The organism is Duffyella gerundensis (genome assembly GCF_001517405.1).
In the GTDB taxonomy this organism is placed as follows: domain Bacteria; phylum Pseudomonadota; class Gammaproteobacteria; order Enterobacterales; family Enterobacteriaceae; genus Duffyella; species Duffyella gerundensis.
This window is the reverse complement of the sequence record NZ_LN907829.1, coordinates 43,311-67,126: the sequence shown is the minus strand read 5'-3', so window position 1 is coordinate 67,126 and position 23,816 is coordinate 43,311. Positions and strand designations below refer to the sequence as shown.

The 23,816-nt window shown below is 50.8% G+C and carries 23 protein-coding genes and 1 pseudogene; 11 read left to right on the top strand and 13 right to left on the bottom strand.

From position 1 onward, the window contains the following. Positions 1-28 precede the first annotated feature (28 nt). From copD to EM595_RS20100, 4 genes and pseudogenes are all read right to left on the bottom strand, one after another. Complete coding sequence (copD, locus tag EM595_RS20115; protein WP_061716749.1) at positions 29-961, bottom strand: copper homeostasis membrane protein CopD; 933 nt, start codon at positions 959-961, stop codon at positions 29-31. A gap of 4 nt (positions 962-965) precedes the next feature. Beyond that, positions 966-1,346: a copper homeostasis periplasmic binding protein CopC gene (copC, locus tag EM595_RS20110; RefSeq protein WP_039389843.1), complete on the bottom strand. Its 381-nt coding sequence runs from the start codon at positions 1,344-1,346 to the stop codon at positions 966-968. A 31-nt stretch (positions 1,347-1,377) separates the two neighbouring features. Then, positions 1,378-2,149 (bottom strand): annotated as a pseudogene (locus EM595_RS20105) (copper resistance protein B). Between the two features lie 214 nt (positions 2,150-2,363). Beyond that, a complete protein-coding gene (locus EM595_RS20100; protein ID WP_039389849.1) occupies positions 2,364-4,205 on the bottom strand; it encodes a copper resistance system multicopper oxidase in 1,842 nt (613 codons plus the stop codon). Between the two features lie 296 nt (positions 4,206-4,501). Here EM595_RS20100 and EM595_RS20095 point away from each other — a divergent pair, with 296 nt between their 5' ends. Further along, entirely contained in the window at positions 4,502-4,732 is a 231-nt protein-coding gene (locus EM595_RS20095) for a PcoE/SilE family metal-binding protein (protein WP_039389851.1), read from the top strand. 851 nt (positions 4,733-5,583) lie between these two features. Here EM595_RS20095 and EM595_RS20090 read toward each other — a convergent pair. Further along, positions 5,584-6,006: a PcoE/SilE family metal-binding protein gene (locus tag EM595_RS20090; protein WP_061716752.1), complete on the bottom strand. Its 423-nt coding sequence runs from the start codon at positions 6,004-6,006 to the stop codon at positions 5,584-5,586. 376 nt (positions 6,007-6,382) lie between these two features. Between EM595_RS20090 and EM595_RS20085 the strand changes: the two genes are divergently transcribed. From EM595_RS20085 to EM595_RS20075, 3 genes are all read left to right on the top strand, one after another. Then, complete coding sequence (locus EM595_RS20085; protein ID WP_067437394.1) at positions 6,383-7,381, top strand: tyrosine-type recombinase/integrase; 999 nt, start codon at positions 6,383-6,385, stop codon at positions 7,379-7,381. After that, on the top strand, positions 7,359-9,473 hold the full coding sequence (locus EM595_RS20080) for a tyrosine-type recombinase/integrase (protein ID WP_231938810.1): 2,115 nt from the start codon (positions 7,359-7,361) through the stop codon (positions 9,471-9,473). Before EM595_RS20085 ends, EM595_RS20080 begins: the two co-directional genes overlap by 23 nt. Positions 9,474-9,731: 258 nt before the next feature. Further along, positions 9,732-10,058, top strand: coding sequence for an NIPSNAP family protein (locus EM595_RS20075; RefSeq protein ID WP_067437186.1), 327 nt, complete (start codon positions 9,732-9,734; stop codon positions 10,056-10,058). A 182-nt stretch (positions 10,059-10,240) separates the two neighbouring features. Here EM595_RS20075 and EM595_RS20070 read toward each other — a convergent pair whose 3' ends face one another. Both EM595_RS20070 and EM595_RS20065 read right to left on the bottom strand, forming a co-directional pair. After that, the gene (locus EM595_RS20070; protein ID WP_067437184.1) at positions 10,241-10,651 is read right to left on the bottom strand and encodes an ASCH domain-containing protein; all 411 of its coding nucleotides are present in this window, start codon (positions 10,649-10,651) and stop codon (positions 10,241-10,243) included. A 279-nt stretch (positions 10,652-10,930) separates the two neighbouring features. Then, complete coding sequence (locus EM595_RS20065) at positions 10,931-12,136, bottom strand: MFS transporter (RefSeq protein WP_231938801.1); 1,206 nt, start codon at positions 12,134-12,136, stop codon at positions 10,931-10,933. A 453-nt stretch (positions 12,137-12,589) separates the two neighbouring features. On the opposite strand from EM595_RS20065, the gene EM595_RS20060 reads away from it, so the two are divergent. The 7 genes from EM595_RS20060 (at position 12,590) to hxlB (ending at position 18,147) form a co-directional block, all read left to right on the top strand. Further along, positions 12,590-13,558, top strand: coding sequence for a sugar-binding transcriptional regulator (locus EM595_RS20060; RefSeq protein ID WP_067437182.1), 969 nt, complete (start codon positions 12,590-12,592; stop codon positions 13,556-13,558). Positions 13,559-14,008: 450 nt separating this feature from the next. After that, the gene (gatA, locus tag EM595_RS20055) at positions 14,009-14,458 is read left to right on the top strand and encodes a PTS galactitol transporter subunit IIA (RefSeq protein ID WP_067437179.1); all 450 of its coding nucleotides are present in this window, start codon (positions 14,009-14,011) and stop codon (positions 14,456-14,458) included. Positions 14,459-14,476: 18 nt separating this feature from the next. Then, positions 14,477-14,770: a PTS sugar transporter subunit IIB gene (locus EM595_RS20050; RefSeq protein ID WP_067437177.1), complete on the top strand. Its 294-nt coding sequence runs from the start codon at positions 14,477-14,479 to the stop codon at positions 14,768-14,770. Positions 14,771-14,793: 23 nt separating this feature from the next. Beyond that, entirely contained in the window at positions 14,794-16,047 is a 1,254-nt protein-coding gene (locus tag EM595_RS20045; RefSeq protein ID WP_067437169.1) for a PTS transporter subunit IIC, read from the top strand. A 24-nt stretch (positions 16,048-16,071) separates the two neighbouring features. Further along, the gene (gene rpe, locus EM595_RS20040) at positions 16,072-16,716 is read left to right on the top strand and encodes a ribulose-phosphate 3-epimerase (RefSeq protein ID WP_067437166.1); all 645 of its coding nucleotides are present in this window, start codon (positions 16,072-16,074) and stop codon (positions 16,714-16,716) included. Between the two features lie 104 nt (positions 16,717-16,820). Continuing rightward, positions 16,821-17,573, top strand: coding sequence for an SDR family NAD(P)-dependent oxidoreductase (locus EM595_RS20035; protein ID WP_067437389.1), 753 nt, complete (start codon positions 16,821-16,823; stop codon positions 17,571-17,573). A gap of 13 nt (positions 17,574-17,586) precedes the next feature. Beyond that, complete coding sequence (gene hxlB / locus EM595_RS20030; protein WP_067437163.1) at positions 17,587-18,147, top strand: 6-phospho-3-hexuloisomerase; 561 nt, start codon at positions 17,587-17,589, stop codon at positions 18,145-18,147. Positions 18,148-18,192: 45 nt separating this feature from the next. On the opposite strand, the gene EM595_RS20025 is transcribed toward hxlB, so the two are convergent. The 6 genes from EM595_RS20025 to EM595_RS20005 all read right to left on the bottom strand — a co-directional run bounded on the left by EM595_RS20025 (position 18,193) and on the right by EM595_RS20005 (position 23,680). Next, entirely contained in the window at positions 18,193-18,477 is a 285-nt protein-coding gene (locus tag EM595_RS20025) for a DUF3892 domain-containing protein (RefSeq protein WP_067437160.1), read from the bottom strand. Positions 18,478-18,722: 245 nt separating this feature from the next. After that, positions 18,723-19,517 carry an ATP-binding cassette domain-containing protein gene (locus EM595_RS21430; RefSeq protein ID WP_231938799.1) on the bottom strand — a complete coding sequence of 265 codons (795 nt, stop codon included), beginning with the start codon at positions 19,515-19,517 and terminating at the stop codon, positions 18,723-18,725. Positions 19,518-19,543: 26 nt separating this feature from the next. Next, positions 19,544-20,224 (bottom strand): ATP-binding cassette domain-containing protein, encoded by a 681-nt coding sequence (locus EM595_RS21425; protein WP_231938784.1) that lies wholly within the window; start codon positions 20,222-20,224, stop codon positions 19,544-19,546. Positions 20,225-20,241: 17 nt separating this feature from the next. Beyond that, a complete protein-coding gene (locus tag EM595_RS20015) occupies positions 20,242-21,222 on the bottom strand; it encodes a substrate-binding domain-containing protein (protein WP_067437157.1) in 981 nt (326 codons plus the stop codon). Positions 21,223-21,263: 41 nt separating this feature from the next. Then, positions 21,264-22,289, bottom strand: a complete 1,026-nt coding sequence (locus EM595_RS20010; RefSeq protein ID WP_067437154.1) for an ABC transporter permease — start codon at positions 22,287-22,289, stop codon at positions 21,264-21,266. Further along, positions 22,286-23,680: a xylulokinase gene (locus EM595_RS20005; RefSeq protein WP_067437151.1), complete on the bottom strand. Its 1,395-nt coding sequence runs from the start codon at positions 23,678-23,680 to the stop codon at positions 22,286-22,288. Before EM595_RS20005 ends, EM595_RS20010 begins: the two co-directional genes overlap by 4 nt. Between the last annotated feature and the right edge of the window lie 136 nt (positions 23,681-23,816).

Here is a 23,816-nt window from a genome sequence, read left to right as displayed (position 1 = left end):
CAGCTTTCCTGCAGGATACGGTTAGTCGTTATTCCATACCGGTACCCGGCGATAGCGTGCCCAGCCAGGCGACGGTTGCCAGTATCAGTACCGAAACAGTAAATTCCGTGATAATGCTTTTACGCATCAGGTAAATACCCATCTTATATTGGCCCTGAAGCAGGGCCGTTTCCAGTCGCGGTGTAAGCCGGAAGCGATTGGCGGCGGCCAGCAGCAGCATAAGAAAAAACAGAACAGTTTTTACCAGCAGCAGCAGACCATAGTCACTGCCCGGCAGGGTACTCAGAGGCTTTTCAACGATAAATACGAAGTTAACTACGGCGGTGATGACAATGCTCAGCACAATGATCGTGCCGGCACGGGCAAAACCCGACAACGCTGCGGCCAGCTGGCTGGCATAGACAGCCTTTTCAGCCTTTTTGATGCATAAGAGCAGAGTAAAAGCCGCCAGTGCACCGATCCAGGCCCCGGCCGCTGTCAGATGAATGATATCGCTCAGAAGATGAAGATAGTAGCTGATGCCGTCATTCATTGCCGCATGCCCGCCCCATGCCAGTGTAGCAAGTGCTATACCGCCGGACAGGGTAAGCACATAACGTGACAGCCCGACATGCCTGAGCCGCAGGCCAAGCCCGATAAACGCCATGACCAGTGCAGCGAAGCGGATAACCCAGCTCATGCCCACTGCAGTTTCCCCGACAACCATCTCCATAATATGGAGAGTCAGTTCGCCGGGATCACTGACGCCACTCATGGCCTGAGCGACAAGCAGCATATTTGCAAGGGACAAAACCATGCCAGCAGAGATGAGCGTAAAAAAGAACGACCAGACGCTGAACAACGATACCGATTTCTTCAATACTCCCTTTACCCCATAAATTTCGAATAAAGGCAGGCCAAAAAGAAGCATAAGATCAAGGTAAAGAAAAAAACGGATGATAATAAAAGTCTGATCGTTCATGGTATTACTTCACGCTGAAACTGTAGTTGCCGGTCCGGGGGTGAGTATCAGAAGATACCGCCCGCCATTCCACTTTATAGGTTCCTGCAGGCAGAGTTTTTGCCGGTGTGATAATCATCGTTTTCGGATCGCTGCCCGCTGAGACTTTAGCCGCAACCGGCATTGGCGCATGAGAAGACATGCCCGGCATGGCGGTCATTACAAGACGGGCACCGGAAAATTTCGTTACCAGATTTTCGGTGAAATGCAGTTCCAGTTTAGACGGTGCCGTTATCTGAGACTTATCAGCAGGGACAGCAGACGCCAGTTCCGGATGCGCCTGTGCAGCAAAAGCCGCGCCAGAAGCAATTAAAGCGAAGAAATATTTGGCAGATGAATGTTTCATAATAATACCTGTTTTGTTTGAATTAACTGCATCAGAACCACATGCGAGCCCCGAGGAGGAAGCGCACTTCATTATCTTTTTCACCTTCACGGGCAGCCATATCAGCAGTATTGCCATAGAGCTGGCTCCACGAAACCCCCACGTAAGGTGCAAATTCTCTTTTCACTTCATAGCGAAGGCGAAGAGCAAGTTCGGTACTGGAAAGGCCTTTACCGGTTTCCCGTGCCTCATCATCTTTCCCGTAAATATTCGCCTCAAAGGAAGGTTGCAGGATCAGGCGATTGGTCAGCAGCACATCGTATTCGGCTTCCAGCCTGAGCGCTGTCCGTCCCTGCTCGCCGGCAAACGCAGTCAGCTCACTTTCAAAGTTGTACAACGCCATGCCCTGAAAACCAGCAGCCAGCCAGGTTTGCGGTTTTCCGGGTCTGAAATCCTGCCGGGCACCGGCAACCACGTCCCACCAGGGTGTCAGTGCATGCCCCCATAAAGCCTGAACTTCTGCGGATTCGACTTTACCTCGGGTGGTTTCACCTTCGCTACGTAACCAGAGTCGATTGATATCCCCGCCAGCCCAGCCGCTTACATCCCAGCTGAAGCCACCCGGATCGTTGTTTTTTTGCCATTCCAGCTGATCGGCAAGCACAAAGTAATTTATGCTGTTGTCATGAACCTTATGCCCATGTACGTCCGGGAATGCTGCCTTACGGTCCGCCTCCGTAACCGGCGGAATGGTGTACGGCTTCTGCTGGCGCCGCGGGCTGCATGGATTCCATACCCTCCATACCGGATGTCCCAGGCGTCATTCCTTCCTATAGAGCATGATCCATTCCCTGCATAGCAGAATGGTCCATGCCTGACATATCATGCTGTTGTAAATTGTCAGATGGTCCCGTAGGTGCTGCAAACACGGGCATCACTATCGCTCCGGCAAACGCAGTGCAGGCCAGCAAACCTGCAGCGGAACGTGAAAAATACTTTGTCATATCATTCCATCCTGAAACTGACATTATCGCTACCTCACTCTGTAACCCGGACTTCACGAAACATGCCGGTTTCCATATGGAAAAGAAGATGACAGTGATAAGCCCACCGCCCGAGTGCATCGGCAGTCACCCGATAGCTTCGGCGGGTACCCGGAGGCATATCGATAGTGTGTTTGCGTACCAGGAAATTACCGTCCTCATCCTCCAGATCGCTCCACATACCATGCAGGTGAATGGGGTGCGTCATCATCGTGTCGTTAACCAGCACCACACGCACGCGTTCGCCATATCGCAACGTAACCGGTTCTGAATCGGAGAATTTAATACCGTTGAATGACCAGGCGAATTTTTCCATATGTCCGGTGAGATGTAGCTCGATGGTACGCGATGGCTCACGCCCGTCCGGATCGTCAAATGTGCTTTTCAGATCGGCATACGTAAGGACTTTTCTGCCGTTATTGCGCAGACCAATGCCCGGGTCACTTAATTTAGGCGCCGGCATCATGGCCTGCATATCAACCAGAGGATTGTCTGTTTCAGATGCAGGATGTTTCTGCATGTCCCCCATGCCACTCATACTGCCGTGATCCATCCCGGCCATGGCGCTATGGTCCATTTCCGGCATACTTTCTGCAGCTCCGGAGACACCAGAGCCATCCATAGCCTGCATAGCATTACCATCCATGCCCGTCATGGTGTCGTTATTCATGCTCTGCATCTGGCTGTGATCCATATCGCCCATGCTGCCATGATCCATGCCGCCCATACCCATATCGTCCATAGTCAGCCAGGGGCGAGGATCGGGAGCCGGTACCGGAGCATAAAGCCCTTCACGGACAGCCAGCGTGCCGCGAGCGTAGCCGCTTCTGTCCATAGACTGCGCGAAAATAGTGTAGGCATCTTCAGCCGGCTCCACGATTACATCGTAAGTTTCGGCCACAGCGATGCGGAACTCGTCAACAGCAACAGGCGTGACATACTGGCCATCAGCCGCCACGACCGTCATTTTCAGCCCCGGAATGCGCACATCAAAGTAGGTCATGGCGGAACCGTTAATGAAACGCAGGCGTACCTTCTCGCCTTTACGGAACAGCCCTGTCCAGTTTTTTCCAGGGCCCTGCCCGTTCATGAGATAGGTATATGTGGCACCACTGACGTCAGCCAGATCCGTCGGATTCATCTTCATTTCCGCCCACATTTTCCGATCGGACAACGTACTGCCTAAACCTTTTTCCCTGGCGTCACGGAAAAAGTCAGAAACGGTAGGTTTCGCAAAGTTGTAATAATCGGACTGCTTTTTCAGTTTGGCGAGAATGTCTGATGCTTTTTCATCAGACCAGTCGGTAAGCATGACTATGTGTTCACTGTCCCAGACAAACGGTTCTGGTTCAGCTGCATCAATAATAATCGGGCCATAGACACCTTCCTGCTCCTGCAGGCCGGAATGGCTGTGATACCAGTATGTACCGTTCTGCTTTATCTTAAAGGAGTAAACATAGGTATCGTCCGGCTCAATACCATGAAAACTCAGTCCCGGTACGCCATCCATATTCGCCGGCAGAAGAATGCCATGCCAGTGAATTGATGTCGGTTCAGAAAGGCGATTTTTAACTCTTAATGTAACGGTATCGCCTTCTTTCCAGCGCAACAGAGGGCCTGGCAGGCCGGCATTAATGGTTTTTGCATACCGGGTTTTACCGGTGATATTTAGCGGCGTCTCGCCAATAAACAGATCAAAGTCTGTGCCGGTAAGTGTGCGGGACTGCATCAGGCTTACCGCCGAGAATGCATCGAATGTTCGCAGGCCCAGTCCGCCCACAATGCCAGCGGCAGTGATCCCTTTAATGAAATTACGTCGTGAACTTTTAAGCTGCATGACTGAACTCCGGCAATTTTCTGTTATCCCGGGAGAATGGCTCTCTCCGCTCCGGAAGCACAAGCCGTGCTTACCGTTCAGGATGAAAAATTTTTGTTACCGGAAAGCTACCACAGCTACAGACTTTGTGTGATTACAATTGTGTAATGTTGGAACGCACTGTTTATAAATTACATTTCTGTCATTTTTCGCCGTAACGTTTTTTCTTCTGTACGATGAACATCACTAAGGCCACAGGTAAACCCGGCCGGTAATTGTTTATTCTTATTTTACATTCAACGTTAAGGACTGCCACCATGAAAAAAGTAAAGCTTATCCCTCTTGTGATCCTGATTTCCGCTTCGTCCGCATGGGCACAGCAGCATCCTGAAACAGCACTAGATAACACTGATAACCGTGTTTCTGTCTCTGCGATGAATGAGCATGAACGTGCCATTCTTGCGCATGAGAGCATGGATAATGCAAACTCAGCTGCGCATCAGAGCATTATCGATATGCACCGTAAAATGATGCTGGAAGAGAAATAACGGATAGTATGTGGACAGAAAATTCGCCCGGAGTTTTCTGTTCTTCTTTGCCACTGCATCCGGGATGTGTTGTGTATTACCCTCATCATTAATGTATTTCCGGTAAATCTTCTTTCAGGCTGATTTCAGCCGGCCCGCTGACTGTGGCGGGCTACATTTTTATATTTTAAACATTCTTTTTACCGCAGCCCCCGGTTTACTCAACGTGCAGTAAGGTGTAACTGTATTTAACTTTTTTCACCCGGTTCAGGTCTTGTCTGCCAGCTAATCGCCCTAACCTGCACTGCAATCTGCGATTTATCTTCAGGTTATGCCTGAAAGGCCTCATGTTGAAACGGTAGAAAGCATCACAATGAATATACAACCGCTTACAGGATATCATCAGAGCCTATAGATTTTGTAAGTCAGTTTTTTACATTTCATGTCGTATACGCCGCTATTATGCATAATGAAAAACTCTAAACCGTTCAGAAAGGTGTGCTCTTGCATTAGCCGTGAATATTTAAAATAATTGCCAGAGGAATTGATTAATGTGATTTGGCATCACTCAAAAAAAAAGCGACATTAAGCAAATTATTTATTGAGAAACATCACACTCAGCCATGTAAAAATACTAAGCTGGTTGAAACAGCTTCAACAGAACTCCTCGCCATTAGTTCAAAGCGATAACATCTTCAATTGCAGCAGGAAAATAAAATTAAATCTTATAAAAAGATGTTTATTTTTTGTAAGCGTTGCAAAAAAGCCCCATATAGGGGCTTTTTTGAATAAAGGGATCGTATCTTTAAGGTAAGAATATCTACACCTTCAAAAACATTAAGGACTGATATAGCAACCCGCTTCCGTCAGTTTTACTTCATACCGCGATGTATTGCAGCCATTGACTGGTGTGCTTCTGACTGGCCGTTACTCATATTTTCGTGGACAACGGCGGCCCTTTCATGTTCATCCATTTCTGCAAAAGATGGCGCGGTACTTGATTTCATGTCGGCCATATCATCTGACATTTTCTGATGGTTCTTCGCCATTTTCTGATGGGCATCAGAAGCACCATTTTTCATGGAATTATGAACATTAAGGGCCTGTTCATGCTGATCCATACTCTTCATTTGTAATACTTCCCCCCTGACAGATTCAGGAACGGATGAAAACTGTTGCTGATGCGCTGCCGCCTGGGCATTATTAACATGCTCATGAATGTTGATATTTCCATCCGCCCAGGCTGAAGGAATTAAGCTAAGTCCGACAGAGGAAGCGAAGATTAAACTTTTCATAATAAGTTTCCCGTTGATAATGGAATAAATAACGGACTGTCAAAGATGTCATCAACTAAAGAACTTACAAGCCAGACTGATTTCATCTTAAAAAAAGATAATATGCGTAACTCAGTGCCTGCGATTTCTGCTGATATTGATCCATAAAGACTTTTCCGCCTGCTTAGTGAGGACGATTCTACCAGCTGCATTCTGTTGAAGGCGTGACAGCTTAATGACACCTCTGTAATATATTTATTATTCATCGAAAAAACTGGAGGCGTTCGGGAAACTATGTAGCCATTCGTGGTAAAGTAAGTTAAGTGGAATGCAACATCTCCGGTATAAACTTTAATCAGTTGTTATGAGCTGAAAGGGAAAGGCCGTGAACACCACCATGTATTCCGCACCTGCACTTCTGCTGACTGAGCAATGGCTTAAAATTCTTTCGAATTTAGGAAGAGCCAGCGCAACTATTAAAGCCTATCGAAGTGCCCTGACGCATTTTTTGGCCTTCTGTGAAATACACACTATTGCTCCTGAAAGGGCTTCCTTTGAGGACTTGGCGGCATATATTCGCCCTCAGCTCCCTGATATGCCGTCATCCGTTGCCAGCGCCACACTCCAGCTGCGCATTTCAGCTCTTCGCCTCTGGTATGACTTTCTGATTTACCAGGATATATGCAGTCTCAATCCGTTACCCCGCTCGGGTTTGCCTGGCGCCAGTTATACCGGGCGTGGCCTGGTCCCCCGTATCACCCGCCTCCCCGGTATTCCTGATGACGGACAGTGGCTCAGGTTCCTGAAACACGTTTCTGCCGCGTCTCTGCGTGACAGGCTGATGCTTGCTCTGGCTTATTATGGCGCGCTCCGGCGCACGGAATTGACGGCTCTCAGGCTTGAGGACATTGATCTGGCTCACCGCCTGGTCCGCATCCGCGCAGAGACGACGAAAAACAGACGGGAAAGAATAGTCTGCTACAGCGCCGACGTTACGCCGGTACTGGCAAACCATTTTCGGCAGCTACGGCTGGCAGGCTGGTCAGGTGGTGCTCTGTTCCGTTCCGCCTCTGACCGTAATTACGGCGCTCCTCTCTCGTTCTGGAGCTGGAGTAAAATCGTGCGGAAATGGGCGACAGAGACTGATCAGCCAGACATCACCACGCATACTTTCCGTCACCTTCGGCTGACGCACCTGGCGCGGGCTGGATGGAAACTGCATGAACTGGCTACGTATGCAGGGCACAGGGACCCACGCACCACACAAATTTATATTCATCTGTCGGGAACGGATATGGCGGCCCGCATGGCTGTTGCCGTCGCTGAAACCGACCGGAAGATCGCAGGGCTTATCTTTCAGACGGGGCAGTGTGATGAACGCAGGAACAGCAATTAATAACATTTATGTCCCTTTCAGTCGTTCGGATTATCAGCTGAATAATGAGTTAAGCACTGAAGAGCGCGAGGCGTTAAGTACCGGGCACAAACGTACCTCTGCTCTGAGCCAGCAGGGGCCGCTGTCATCTTTACTGCGGCCTCTTCAGGATATTGCTGACCGCAGCGGCACTAGTGACAGACTGGTCAGGATTATCCTTCCTGCCGTTCTGGCGGAGATACACCGGACAGGGCAACCCTGCTGGCTGTGGGGATCGGAAAAGTGGCTGACGCTGTGCCAGCAGCACCGCTCAGGCAGGCCGCTGATTGCGGCGTTTGCCTTCCATCTGGGTCCGTTTACTTCACCGCTCAGCCTGCCGCACCATGGTGCGCCGTCGCTGTACGCCTGTGCCATTTATGGCCGGGAATTTTTTACTCAGGAGCTCAACCGGCTGACGGACACTCTGGTTTCACTGGGATACAAACATCAGAACCAGAAAAATCATCTGTCAGCCCTGCTGGGCATACTGATGATGATGAACGGTAATCCTCAGCTCGAAAGCTTCACGACTGATCTCCTCTGGCGCGCGCAGAATTATCACGACCGTAGGATCGCAAGGACAGTGGGCAGAGTTTCATATGCGCTTGCCGCAATGGGCATCATAAAAAGCCCCGTGCGTATGCGCAATTACCAGGAATGGCACGAAAAACCGACAGATAACATCGCCCAGCCCTGGGTAGCATGCTGCAGGCGGTGGAGGGAAACGTCAGTGCTTCGTCCCCGCTCCAGAGAGAGCCAGTACAGTTTTATCCTCCGCTGCGGCCTCTGGCTCGCCCGGGAGCACCCGGAAATACGCGAGCCATCCGACTGGACAATGGCGACCTGCGCAAGCTTTATTGCGGCAGTCGGAAGAATGAAGGTCGACGAACTTTCTCTGGGAACAGCGCGGGGAGTGCGCCGGTCTTCCCGTTCAGGAGAACCCATGCTGCCAAACTCCCGCGCCGGTTTTGTGTATGCCGTTCGCCGCTTTATGATCGACTACGAGAACTGGGGATGGGGGCGGCTGAAATTCAGTCCGTCCCGCCATCTCTCGACGCCTGATACGCCGCTGTTTCGTCAGGGCGTCAATCCCCGCGTTATTGATGATCCGGTCTGGCTGAAACTGGTATGGGCCAGTCTGAACCTGCGTCAGGAAGATTTGCTGAGTGAAATTTATTATCCTCTGTCTATGCTGCAGGCTTTGGCAGTCATCTGGACGCATGCAGGGCTGCGTCAGAATGAGCTGATGCGCCTGACCGCTGGCTGCATCATTCCACAAACGGAAGATATTAACCGGGACGACGGCAGTACCATTCCTGCCGGGACTCTTTGCTACCTGAGCGTGCCAGCAGGCAAAACCTCTAAAGCCTTTGTTAAGCCGGTTTCTGCTGTGGTGAAAAAGTATGTCGATATCTGGCTGGCAGAACGACCAGAGGAGCAGGCCGCTCTGACGGATGAACGCACCGGTGAAAAGGTCCGTTTTCTGTTTCAGTACCGGGGTAAATCCGTGGGAAGAGATATAATAAACCGCACCGTCATTCCGGTTCTCTGTGCCAGGGCAGGAATGCCGCAGAAAGACAGCCGGGGTGCCATTACCAGTCACCGGGGACGAGCATCGGCCGTGACTGCCCTGGCCAGTGTTCCTCAGGGCATGTCGTTATACGAGCTGATGCAGTGGTCAGGTCACTCTTCGCCGCAGTCCACCATGCATTATATTCGTATACGCCCGACACAGCTGGCGGCCTCTTTTGTAAAGGCTGACCGTGTGGCGCATATGATAAGCGTGCTGATTGATCATGACCCGGCAGCAGCCAGCCTCATGGGGCCTGCGACATATTATGATCTGGGCGACTCTTTCTGTACTAATCCCTTCTGGAGCAGCTGCCCGCACAGAATGGCCTGCATCGGCTGTGACTTTAATCTGCCAAAACAAAGCGCAAAAGGGTTGTTACTGGAGAGCAAGGCTTCCATAAACAGGTATCTGGAAGAGGTTCCGCTTACACCAGATGAAAAAGCCATAGCAGAACAGGATGCTGAAAAAAGTAGAACAGGCTCTTACAAAATTGACACTTAAACCAGGAGGATGAGAAGGACCGCTTTGTGCCAATAGCTGACGTTGATAACATCATCATGTACTACCCTACTGAGAGCAGATTACAGTGCATAACCATGCAAGCGCACCGAAACATCATGGGTATTTGTCAGGATTCAGTTCGTGTAAAGATGTCGGAAATACCTCGCCCCCGGCAGAAACGTGCTAATACCGCCAGCGGTGGATGCAACCAACAGATGCTATGGTAAATTCGGGGATGCATACCAATGGAGTGGAATTATGAGAATTGTCGAGTTATTGCAGTACACCTTGGAGCCAGGTACCGGTCAGGAATTTCATCTGGTCATGGTCGAAATAAGTGCTCATCTGCATAATCAGGCGGGTATCGACGTAGTTGCATTCGGCTGCTCCCTGCATGACGAGGATTCGTACTACCTGCTTCGGGCATTCGATGACATTGAGCATATGAAGGCATCGCAGGAAGCATTTTACGGAAGTGAGGCATGGCAGAAGGGACCTCGACAGGCAATCATCGAACGGATAAAAGCCAGCGTAAAATCAATTATGAACCTGCCAGAAACGGTGATTGATGGACTGAGAAATTGATCCACATAACCACTTCGCCGCCGGGTTGTTATGGTTAATTTTGTCGTAAAACCCGGTCGCCGTGATTTTGACGTCCGCTCCTCGCTCATAGCGGACATTGGCCTGCTCAACGTCCGCTTTGTGCCAAAAGCGGACGTTGTTATAAATGGCAGGGTTTCAAACGCCAGAACGTTTATTTTATCTTACAGCACCTCGATTACCTCAAATTCTTCTGCGATCAGCTCCATATCGTCAGAAAAATGTCCCGTACAGGTGAAAAATCTCTGATGCTCTTTCTGCCAGTACTCAAGGCTTAAATCGCCTTCACCTTCTTTGCGGGCAAACTCCTCGGTAACATCACAAAAACGCACCAGTCGCATTGAAACCAGTCTGGTTACGCAGGCTGGGACGTTCTGGCCATCAAGGATGATGTTATAGCTCCCAATCTTAGGGGCAGGCTCTTCCTGCTGGTAAGACGTAAGCGATCCGCAGGAAGCCGTTTTGATCCCTTTTTTAATCAGGTCAGCAAGCTTGCTAGCCAGTTCCGGACTGTCACCCATTTGCCAGGCATCTGCGCCTGGATACTTTAATTTTAATACCTCAACTGTAGCCATTAACAGCCCTTTTTAATCGTCGATGACAAATGCCATACAGAGTTTTAACATGAACTTTCCGGACATTAACATTGATGCTTTCCCTCTGCTACTTTGTCCGCTTTTCGCTCATAGCGGACCTTGCAGTACACTGGTCTGTTTCGTGCCAGAAGCGTAAAAATGCTTTTCTGTAAGCTTAATAAGACAGCCATTTTTCGGCTTTACTGTTACTAATCTTCTGATAACTATATTAAATGTGCTGTGTCTTTGATTAAGCAATAAGCCCTACTGTTTGAGGCGTTATTCACAATCAGTCTCAATCACGCTTTTCTTACCCAGCATTGCAACAGCCATTCCTGAAGCGACTATCCCAATAAAAATCGTAATCATTAACAGTGATAATGACAGCGATGTCACAGTCAGAAGGGCACTCGCAAATATCACACCCATGGCATTGGAGGTTCGCAGTAACGCGAAGACCTCGGCTTTCAGATGCGGAGGAGACATTTCATCAAGAACAAGCGAAAAATGTGTTCCAAGTGGGGCAATGACAGAGCCAATACACATCACACCCACAATGGTTGTAATGACAGAGAAATTAACAGTAACCATCAAAGCCCCTAGCATCATCAGGCACAGATGTAAAAGTACTGTGCCGGGTGCAGACATCCGGTTGCGGATACTGACCCAGACTCCCCCCATGACAGAGGCAAGGCACAAGGGAACGGTGAAAAAAATGGCATAAAATGGCTCATACCGAAAGTTCAGGGCTAACGCCACAGCACCTATCTCAACGGCGGCGACGGTTGCCTCAGCTGCAGTAGAGCATATAAGCACCAAAGCAACCGGTCTTGTCAGTGCTCCTTGCCTGGTTTTAACCACGGCAGGTGAACTCCGGATATTAAGCCGGGGAATGAGAACAACGGGAAGTATGCCCAGAGCGGTAATGACAAGCAGAGAAAACACCGGGGAGATGCTTCCCAGTCCTGATGCGGCCACCGGAGCCAGAACAAAAACCAACTCATTCAGAGTCGCGGCCATACCCAGCCCACGTGGTAAACGGTTTGCGTTGACCACGTGGTTTAGTATCACCCTTAAATATCCCTGAGCTGCACCATTTACCAGTCCGGCCAGGCTGGCAAGTATGATTAATACCGTAAAAGGCATTTTATACCATGATGCCAGTACTATGCAGAGTAAAGCCACAGAACGAGTCAGCGTCAGTAGCTGGAAGTAAGTGACCGAGTTAAAGCGGTTTCCCAGGCGTGTGAACGGGATCACACCAATAACCTGAGCAATCGTCATGGCAAGGATCATCGCTGCCCCGCCTCTGCTATCGCCTGTGATACTGAGTGCAAGCAATGAGAATGCAATGGGGCCTGCAGCCTGTGGGAAACTCAGGAAAGCTGATGAAAGAAGCCATCTGATGAACGACCTGGACTTTTCCCCTCCAGGAGTAGCAGATGATTTATGAAGTTCACGGGAGGGCTTTTTGCTGATATTCATTAATCGTTTTACCGAAATTAGCGCCTGTGATTTCTGTAACCTAGCGGTGACAGAATGGGCTATGGGCCGTATCTGATTGCCGGACATACACTGTGCAAAACACTTCTTACCTTAATCTATGAAACATGTAAAAAAACAGCTTGGTTAAGAAGTTACATTCACACTGCACGTGCGGTACTGCTTTACTCAAGAAAGGTCATTTCGGGCAACCTGTTTTCAAACCTTTATCATGGATACCGGCTCTAAGGTGTACCTGTGGCAGCCGAACGCGCAGGTAAAATACCAGCCAGCTTTAACAACCAGATAGAGTATACGTGTTGCCCATCACACAGCAGTAAGATAAGCACCCCATTAAATACCAAACGAGCATAAAAAAGTGTACTCTTTTGATTAAAATCAGGGGCAACAGGTTAACCTTTGTGATATTTCCTTTCGATTAAAACGGAATTCGCCATGCCTAAACGTATAAAAAATAGCCGCTGGTCAGGTTATGACCCCCGCTATATCTATTCTCTGGTCGTTCGCCGTTATTTTGTTGAGATGAAGACCAAAACAGAAATTGCCGAAGAGCTTGAGATCTCACGATTCAAGGCCGCGCGCCTGATCGATGAGGCGATCGAACAGGAATACGTTAAGTTCCTTTTTCCCAAGCAGCAGATGCTTGATGAAGAAGTGGCCCATAATATTTGTGAGAAATACGGCCTGCAAAAAGCCGTCGTGCTTTCTGTATCAGAATCCTGGAACAACCAGGAAGAACTTAATGAGAAGCTGGGTGGCATCACAGCCAGCTATCTGGGCAATTACCTGACCGGGGGTATGAAGGTGGGTATTGCCTGGGGACGCGTTCTGTCCAGTACCGTCAGTCAGCTGAACAGCCTCCCTGCTTTAGATATTGTACAGCTTTCAGGCGTACATCCGGGTATTGAATTCAGTCAGGGTCCGATAGACCTGATACACCGGCTGGCAGCTATCTCTCAGGGAAAGGCACATCCTATGTATGTCCCCATGTGGGTTGATGATGAAAGTCTGGCAGAAAAGCTGGCCAGCGATCCTGCAGTGGTTGACACCCAACAGTATTATTCATGCCTGGACGTCGTTATTACTGGTATTGGCGCGTGGAAAACCGGCTCGTCCAGCCTGTGCGACATTTTTCCCGAAGAATGGCAGACACCACTTTTCCGTGACGACATTGCAGCTGATGTTTGCATCACACTCGTCAACAGCAAAGGGGAGATCCTTGACAGCCCAATAAGCCGGCTGGGATTCGGTATTTCCACAGAGCAACTGCGAAGCGCGAAAACAGTGATTGGCGTGGCGGGAGGAGAACAGAAGTATGAAGGTATCGTAGCCTCTCTTAAATCAGGCCTTCTTGATGTGCTGATCACCGACTTTGATACAGCTGTAAAGCTGGTCAACTCCTGATAAGTCAGGAAAAAACCAGTCTCTCTTTCAATATGGGGCGCTGCAGGCGCCCCTCTTTTTGAAATTTCGCGACGCAGCGACAGTGGCTCAGCTTCGCGAAAAGCCCATACAGTCAGATTTCCGCGCATTACGCCTGCAGTTGTCAGGACGTCCGCTCAATTATCCCTCTATGATTCCAAGCGCTTCCGCAAAGATACCTTACGAAACAACAGAACAGCCGTAACAGATATATTCCCTTTTTATTCAGTAACTTGAGACAAACAGATGGTCATGTAGCATTCAGCCACATGCTCATGTGAGCATTTTATATTTAGCTCAATAGTTTATTACTGTGATCGACCTATAACTTTTGCTCTCTGCTTGTTACCGCAAAACACCGGCATGCTATAAATGCTCATGTGTACATACTTTGATGCTCATTTGAGCATCAAAAGGTTACCGGGAGAAATTATGAATACAGTACTTATCAGCGTCACCGATGGCGCCGACTTCAAAAGCTATGACGAGGTGCTGCAGCATATTCATGAACGGCAGAATGCTGCGAGGACAGTGAAGGATACCTATCTGGAGGCACTACGCGAGCGTGAAGCCATGTACCCGACGGGTATTTTGCTTGATGGCTATTCTGTGGCGATCCCGCACTGTGACAGTACGCATGCCAACACACCTTCTGTTTACATTATTCGTCTGCCTGAGCCCGTTGAGGTCGGTCAGGCTGATGGCGATGATAAATTACCGGTACGACTTGTCATCAATTTAGTGGTAACCAACCCGTCTAATCAGTTGCAGCTGTTGAAATCCCTGTTCAGCAAGCTGCAGGACAAAGGTTTCTATCAGAACCTCCTTGAACTGCCGTCTGAAAAAGCTGAAGCATTATTTATTTCAGAAATCATGCAATAACCTTACCGGAGCAAAATTATGATCACTATTCTTGTCGCCTGCGGAAGCGGAGTCGCCACCTCAACACTTGCTGCTGATGAGGTTAAATCTGTTTGTGCTGAATACGGAATCTCTCAGTACAAAATAAATAAATGCAGCATGTCAGAACTGCCTTCAGAATTGCAGCATGCCGACGTTGTTTTAACAACGAATAATTATAAAGGTGATATGGGAAAGCCTCACATGAGTGTCGCGGGTTTTATCACCGGCATTAATGAAGGCGTGTTGCGAAAAAAACTTGGTGAATTACTAACTGAGCTGACCCGGAAATAATAACAGATTAAGAGGGTGTCAGGATGGAAATGTTAAAAAGCATAATGCTGACGATAACAGGTATGGGTGCTACCGCTATCCTGCCACTTGTCATCTTTATTTTAGGCCTGGTTTTTCGCATGAAAGCCGGGGCTGCCATCAAATCAGGCATTACTGTCGGTATCGGCTTTATTGGACTGGGTCTGGTTGTTAACCTGCTGAGCACCTCCCTTCAGCCTGCCATCGCCTATTATTCGAAAATTGGCAGCGGGTTTACCGTTGCTGATATTGGATGGCCCGCAGTAGGCGCAGCGGCATGGGTTGCCCCTTTTGCGGCTCTGGTTGTGCCTGTCGGAATCATTCTTAACCTGCTCCTTGTTCGCCTGAAGTTAACCAGAACGCTTAACGTGGATATCTGGAACTATATGCACTTCCTCGTTCCTGGTGCGCTGGCTTACTTCGTGTTTGACAGTTTCTTTATCGGTTTTGGCGTAGCCGTGGCCCTGAGCGTCATCGCGCTGTTTATCGGTGATTTAATAGCTCCCCGCTGGCAGAAATACTACGGTCTGGAAGGAACGACCTGCACCACCATGATCCACATTGGCTGGACATTACCTTTTGCGCTGCTGGTCAATAAAATTATCGACGTCATTCCTGGCCTGAACAGACTCGACCTCGACCTGGAAAGCGTGCAGAAACGACTGGGAGTATTTGGTGAGCCCGCCATTATTGGCGTCATGGTCGGGTGCATGCTCGGGATCCTTACCCGTCAGCCCGTGACAACTATTGTGCCCATGGCAATGGGCGTTGCCGCAGTCATGGTACTGCTGCCCAAAGTTGTGGGTGTGCTGATGGAAGGTCTGTCTCCGATTGGCAAAAGCGCCAAAGAAATTATGCAGAAGCAGATGGGCAAGGACGCGGAGTTGAACATTGGTATGGACTGTGCGCTGGCGCTGGGCGACCCGGCCACCGTTACCGTTACCGTTATCACCATTCCGCTGACCATGCTCTGCGCACTGGTATTTCCGGGCATCATGATTTTTCCCATCGGTGTGCTGATGTCGATCATCTATATGACAACCATGACCGTGATGGCCAGTAACGGAAACGTCATCCGCGCCGTTATCTCCACCTTACTGTTCAGCATTGTTGTTATGTATTTAGGCGGCTATGTGGCGCCAGGCGCAACGCAGTTCCTGCACGGTGCCGGCGTGGGTTTACAGGGGCAAGGCACTGACTTTGTACTGACCGGCCCGTGGGAAGTACTGACGTACTGGCTGAGCACGGTATTCCACTGATTTGAACAATGAGGTTTGCTTACCATGGCACAGATTTTACCGTCAATTTTCGGGGCAAATATCCTGCGACTGCAGGATGAGATCCGGTTTCTGGAAAATGAAAATACCGACATACTGCACGTTGATTTAATGGACGGTTCTTATGTCAGTAATATCGCATTTGGTCCGAACCAGATATCTGCAATGAAAAAAGTCAGCAAAATGAAATTTGATGTACATATGATGCTGGCAGATCCGCAAAGACATATTGATGACGTTATCAGTACCGGTGCGGAAATGATTTCAGTACATTATGAATCAACTCCGCACGTGCATTTTATTTTACAGAAGATCCGCCAGGCCGGACGTAAAGCCGGGGTGGTAATTAATCCGGGTACGCCTGAAAACGTACTGACCTATCTGCTGGACGATATCGATTACATTCTCATCATGACCATTAATCCGGGACAGCCAGGCCAGGTCTTTATTGAAAAAAGCCTGGAGAAAATCAGGAATACACGGGAAATGATCGCCGACCGGAATATCCTGATTGAAGTCGATGGCGGCATTAACCTTGCAATAGCAAAAAAAGTCCGGGAAGCCGGTGCGGATTTAATTGTCGTCGGCGGCGCACTGTTTAATGAGAACCCGGAATCGAGCTACCGGGAATTAAAAGCTGCTATGAACTGATTTAAGCCTTTATCAAAGAAAAGTCGATTGCATAAGCAGTCGTGATTCAGGTCATCCGGCTGGGAACGTCCTTCCCGGTCGTAAAAATTCAGGAGAAAATGCTGATGGGTAATTTTGCAGGAAAGGTTGTGTTTATCACCGGCGGTGCGCACGGTATCGGAAAAGGGATTGCAAAACAGTTCGCGGATCGTGGTGCCCATACCGTCATCGCTGATTACAATGAAGCCAACGGTATCAGAACCGCTGAAGAACTGACGTCCGGCGATGTAAAATCACTTTTCATCAGAACGGATGTATCTGACCCGAAGGCTCTGGTCGATGCGCGTAATAAGGTTTTTGCAGCGTATGGCCGCATCGACGTTCTGGTGCTGAATGCAGGTGTAGCCTTCGCTAACAGGGTCAGTGATATCTCTTTTGAGGAGTGGAATAAGACCCTCTCCATCAATCTGACCGGCTTGTTCAATACCGTTAAGGCTTTTTACGATGATTTTCTCACCAATCAGGGATCAATTGTATACATTTCTTCCGGTTCAGCGCTGTCAGGAACCGGCGGCGGCGTGAGCTATCCGGCGAGCAAAGCAGGCGGGGAGGGGCTTATCCGCGGCCTGGCAAAAGAGCTGGGACCGAGAGGCGTTAACGTTAACGCTATTGCACCCCGCCTGATTGATACCGGCGAAATGATGCGTGTTAACTATCCGACGCAGGCCGATCTGGATGCAGTGCTGGAAAAAATTCCGGTCCGCCGCCTGGGCACCATTGATGACGTGGCAAACCTGGCCATTTTTCTCGCTGATAAATCAAACTCCTACATCCAGGGACAGACCATCCTTATGGATGGCGGCCGTACCATTGCCTGACCGGGAGCTGAAAATGAGCGTACAGGAATACACACGAAGCATCCTCAGTGAATTAGAGCAAAATGCGCAGAAAATTGATGAGGATCAGGCGATGCAGCTGATTGCCCGGATCCGCAGTGCGGGACACATTTTTCTGCAGGGAGCCGGACGCAGCGGAGTTGCAATCAGGGGGTTTGCTAACCGGTTAATGCATCTGGGATTCTCCGTGAGCGTGGTGGGAGACATTTCGTCTCCACGTGCCCGTCCGGGTGACCTGTTGATTATTGGTTCCGGCAGTGGCGAAACCGGCAGCCTTAAAAGCCTCGCGCAAAAGGCTGCTGAAAGTGGCGTCGGTGTGGCGCTGGTGACCATGAAGAAAGACTCGTCAATTGCCAGACTGGCCGGCAGCATACTGGTTTTACCTGGTGCAGTGACAAAGGAAAACGATCACAATCTGGTACCGTTTTCCCAGCCGATGGGCTCTGCATTTGAGCAGCTCTGTTTCATAACTTACGATGCCATTGTGCTTGAGCTGATGGCTCAGCTGGGAGAAACCAGCAAAACCATGGCTGCACGGCACGCTGACCTTGAATGACGTCACAGAGCGCTTCTCCGGAAGCGCTCTGTGCATGGCATACTTTTAAAAGACCGGCAGGTTGCCGAGATTATCGCGTGTCGTACTATTCGGATCAGTCGTAAGGTAAATATCGTCTATGACGTGAACATTCGCGCCATAAACCCACTGCCCGTTAACAAATGTGATCGTCTTAAACGTCGCCTTACCGGCCTTTATCAGCTCGGCAACAAACTGTCGCGAGTTGATGGAGACGTCTTTATTTCCCTTGCCAGCTTTGATGATTTTAACGTACTGAATGTGCTGCCCTGTACTGTCCCTGCGTATACCCGAGATATAAAAGTCTGCCATGTGACTCTCCTTCGTGGCTACACCGCGTAACCGCGTTCCACAGCCTGATATTTGTTCAGGTGGGTGAATTTCAACCATCACATTTACCATTTACAGGGATATATATCGACAGCCTTCTGCTGCCGGAAACGACGTCTGCTCAGCGACCCACTGCGGATCGTATATTCAGGGGTAAAACAGGTGGGGAAGCAAAACTGCCAGTCCGGCTGGCAGCCTGACTGGCATCAGGTGTCGGAGGGGATGATTTAAGGTTCAGCGTGTTCCCATGCAGCTTTGCGCAGGTCTGCAGGTTTAAGCTCCTTTGCCGGGACAATCACCCCATCACATTTACCGTGGCGGAATACCGTGATGTTGTCCGCGACGTCCAGCAGTTCCTCTTCCTCGCTCGATACCACGATAACGCAGCAGCCTTTATCCGCCAGCTGATGGATGATGCGGTAGATGTCCGCTTTCGCACCAATATCGACACCTTTAGTTGGTTCATCCAGCAACACCAGGTCCGCGTTTTGCGCAATAACCCGGGCCAGCAGTACCTTTTGCTGATTCCCGCCAGAGAGGGCCTTAATCGGTCCATCCAGCGATCCCCGCGTATTCATTTTGCCCAGCAGTTCTGAGGCAGCCTGCCGCGCCGCGCCGTGACTCACAAAACCACCGGAGCGGAATTTTTTCAGAACCGGCAGCGTCGCGTTAGCATAGCTCGACATCTGGGGAATAAACCCGTCCTTTTTACGCTCCTCGGTCAGGTAGGCAATGCCACGGGAAATGGCCTTTACAGGTGATGAGGGATGATATTCCCTGTGTCCCACCCGGATTTCACCACCGGTGACGGTTTCCAGTCCAAACAGCGTCTGGCACAGGCGCGTACGGCCTGCACCGGCCAGTCCATAGACTCCAAGAATCTCCCCGCGGTACGCTTCAAGGTTCACACCTTTAAGGCGATCCGTATGCAGGTTACTCACCGACAGCCAGGGTTTACCCAGTGCCCCCCGGATCAGGCCGCGGCTGTTTGAGGGAGCCTGATAAGCATTTGCGTCGCCCACGATTGCGTCGATAATGGCGCTCTTGCTCAGCGTTTTTTACCTTCGTTATAAATCACGCGGCCGCCGCACATCACGGTAGCCTCATCGCAGACGCCTAGCACCTCGTCCAGCTTATGCGATACCAGCACCACGCCAATCTGTTTCTCGCGCGCAATGCGCTGTACGGCCTGCAGCAGCGCGTCTGCCTGCGCACCCTCCAGCGCCGTCGTCGGTTCATCGAGAAAAAGAAAACGTGCGTCACGATCGAGATTAGAGACCACTTCCAGCATCTGCTTGTCCGGATGAGAGAGGTCCCTGACAAGATCGGTCGCGCTGAAATCCAGGTGGTAATCACTCAGCACTTTCTCAGTATGTGCAATCATGCTGACATCATCGGTAAAACCGTTGCGCTTGCGGCGCTCACGCCCGAGGAAAAGGTTCTGCCATACGCTCATACCGGGAATAAGCCGGAGTTCCTGGTAGACACAGGCAATACCGTGGCTGAGCGCATCACGTGGCGATGCAAGGCGCACCGGTGTAGCACCAATCATCAGCTCCCCGTTATCCGGCATATTGACGCCAGCCAGTATTTTCAGCAGCGTTGATTTACCCGCGCCGTTATGGCCGAGAAGGGCGTGAATTTCACCAGGTTTTACGCTGAAATCCACACCATGAAGGACCTGCACGCCTGAAAAACCGATTTTTATCTGCTTCGCCACATAATTCATAACTGTCTGCCTTTTACTCAGTACGCTGAACCCATAACGGAGGCCGCGTTGTCTTTAGTGACCAGCAGCGGTGGATTATTGATCATGGCCGGGACCTGTTCACCGCCCAGGCTTTTCCGGACGTTTTCAACCAGTATCTGAGCAAGCTTAACGGGTTCCTGAATCGCACCGGCTTTGAGTATGCTGTTGTCCTGAACGGCTTTAACGCCTTCTTTATCTACAAAAGCATATAATTTCACTTTGTCACTGACGCCCAGCTGCCTGATGGCTGCCAGTGAACCCAGTGCGGAAGGTTCGGTGTCTGAATACACCACGTCAATCTCCGGCCTGCCCTGCAGCATTTCAGTGGTCACTTTCAGAGACGTGGTTTCTTCCACCTTTCCGTTAACCAGCGCAACAAACTTAATATTTTTATTGGACGCGACGGCGGCTTTGAACCCCTCATCACGGGCGTTTGCGGCTATTGAGGTCGGTTCTCCCACTATCCCGACCGTTGCCGGGCTGTTTTCACCGATGTCCTTCAGCAGCTGCTGCCCAATGAGCCTGCCGCCTTCCCGCTGATCGGTCTGAACCCCCTGCACAAGGGTGACGTTCTGTTGTTTGAGCCCCGCTGTATCAGGGAGGATGTTGATAGCAAATGCCGGGATTTTTGCCTGATTGAGCTGACTGATAATTGAAACGCATGGCCCGGACGAAACGCAGTTCACCGCAACCGCATCCACTTTCTGCTCGATGAAGTTCTGCACCTGCGACAGCTGTTTGGCATCGTCATTATCAGAAATCGAGATTTTGACGTTCATCCCCTGAGCAGCAGCATTATCCTCAAAGCTTTTTTTCATGGCCACATAATAGGGGTTGGTCAGGTTCGGAAGCGTTACACCGAGTGTTTTTTTGCCAGCGCCTGCGGTGCTTTCCGCATCATCCCGGTTACAGCCGGCAAGCAGGCAGGCCAGCGCAACGATCGTAGCTGTTGCAGTGAGAGTCGTACGCAGTTTCATGTTTATCTCCTGGTAAGGTACAGGTCAGAGGTTAAGAGGCTTTATTGTTGTGTTTTTCGTGGTTTCCTGACTTTTAACCAGGGGATCACGATTTTTCTGGACGTGCGCAGAGTATCGAACGTCACGCCAAACAGGATGATCAGTCCGATAACCAGCGGCTGCCAGTACGCGCTGACGTTCAGTACGTTCATCAGATTGGATATGGCGGCAATCAGCATTGCCCCAATCATCGCGCCGATAAGACTGCCGGTGCCGCCAAACAAGCTGACGCCGCCCACTACCGCACCCGCGATTGAGAAAAACAGCTCGTCACCACGGCCCGCCGTCGGATATCCGGTCATCAGGCGCGAGCCGTAAATCAGTCCGCCGCATGCCGAGCAGAGTCCGGAGATGGCATAGACCAGCAGGGTTATACGCGGAATGCTGATCCCTGACAGGCGCGCGGCATCTGCGTTGCCGCCGACCGCATAAATATGGGTACCGGTGATGGTCCGCCGCAGGAAGATGACGCCAATAATAATGGCCAGCAGCAGGGCTATCACCGGAAACGGAATACCCAGGGGTTTTGACTGACCGATAAGGCTGTAACCGATTTGCGTCACGCGGATCGACTCGGCTCCGGTGATAATCTGCGGAATGGATGCCGCCACGCCCATCATTGCAAACGTCACAATGAAAGGTGGAACGCCGGTACGTTCGATGATCAGCCCATTAACCAGACCGCTCAGGGCCCCCACCGCCAGAACCATGGGTACGGCAAGCTGCCAGGGAATGCCAAATTTTTCCATCAGCAGCGCCGCGACTACGCAGGTCATGGCCACAATTGAGCCACAGGAAAGGTCAATCCCGCCTGTCAGCAGAACAAAAGACTGCCCCAGACACAGGAAACCGATGACCGCGCCGTTAAGAAGTAAAACCATCATGTTGGATACGGTCAGAAAATTAGGCGTGGCGATAAAGCCGCCCAGCATAACCAGTAAAAAAACCACGGCGATCCCCGCTTCAGCAGGCACTTTAAGTGGCTGCCTTGGGGGTTTAATTTTAGCGGGTGTGCTCATTGAACTCATTGCAGCTCTCCTGATAAAGCATTGGCATAGTTAACGTAAGCGTTCAGAACATGGCGCGCATCCTCACGGGGATCGGCGACTTTCACAAATGGCCTGCACCAGCGTTCGGCCATTTCAGCATTCGTACATCCCAGTACAGCAGCGGCTGCCTGAATGGCTGCCCCGGCGGCGGCTGTTTCTTCCACCGGAGAAACCCAGACCGGTTTGCCAGTCAGGTCAGCAAGGATCTGGCGGTAGGCACTTGACTTCGCCCCGCCGCCGGTGACAACGATGTGCCCGTCATCACTGAAGCCATGCTGTTTCAGGATCAGTCCGCCTGCCAGCAGGCCGCACAGCACGCCTTCCACGGCAGCGCGGGCCATATCTTCTCTGGTTGTGGTGGTGCGTAACCCGCGCATGTGCCCCGTAGCGTCGGGAAGGTTAGGCGTGCGCTCGCCATCCAGCCATGGGACAAGCTGCAGACCGTTGGCGCCGGCAGGTGAACTCAGTGCGAGTGCATCGAATTCGTCAGTGGTAACACCCAGCAGGGTGCGGAATGTATCGGTTACCTTCGCGGAATTCAGCGTGGTAATCATGGGAATGAAGCGATCGGCAGCATCTGCATAGCCGTTGATAATCCCGGTGCTGTCGGCTATTCCCGTCGGGGTTATGCCGTACAGCGTACCGCTCGTGCCGATCGATATGCCGGTATCACCGGATTTCAGGTTCATTCCCAGCGCAGCAGACATATTATCGCCAGTTCCTACGCCTACAACGGCACCGGCAAGGTCTTCCAGACCTGGGATCAGCTTCACCACGCCGGCAGGCTGATGCGAGGGAATGATGGCAGGCCAGAGGGAGAGCCAGTCAATTCGGTTGTTTACCACAGCAGCGAGCTCAGGCTCCCAGCTATTGGTGAAAGGGTTGAAGTAGCCGGTCCCGGATGCACCGCCACGCTCGCACACAAAACTGCCGCTGAGGCGATAAACCAGATAGTCAAACGGCAGCATAATGCGATGGCACTTTTCAAGCAGGCCGGGGCAGTGATGTTCGGTCCACGCCAGTTTTGAAATGGTCATCGCCGGTCCGGGCACCGATCCTGTAAGGCGAGCCCACTCTTCAGGGTCAACTTTCCGGCACAACTCGTGTGCCTGGGTAGCAGACTCAGTGTCATTCCAGAGCTTGGCTGGACGCAGTGCCCGGTCATCTTTATCAAGCATGACCAGACCGTGACCCTGCCCACCGACAGCAAGCCCTGCAATACGGGGCTGCCATGCTTTGAGCTCATCCAGAGCCGAAGTTAACGCGTCCCACCAGGCCTGCGGATCCTGCTCACTGCAGGGGGGCGTCGTCGGCGGATGCGGCTTACGGGCCTGAGCAATCACGTCGCCACTTTCAAGGCTGCGCAGCATAACGGTACAAGACTGAGTAGATGAGTCTATTCCCGCAACGAGGTCCCGCTTCATTGAACTACCCCTGAACAATTTCTGAGAAATGACAGAGCTGAACAAAAGTATCATCAGACTAAAAACAGCTAAGCCGGGATGC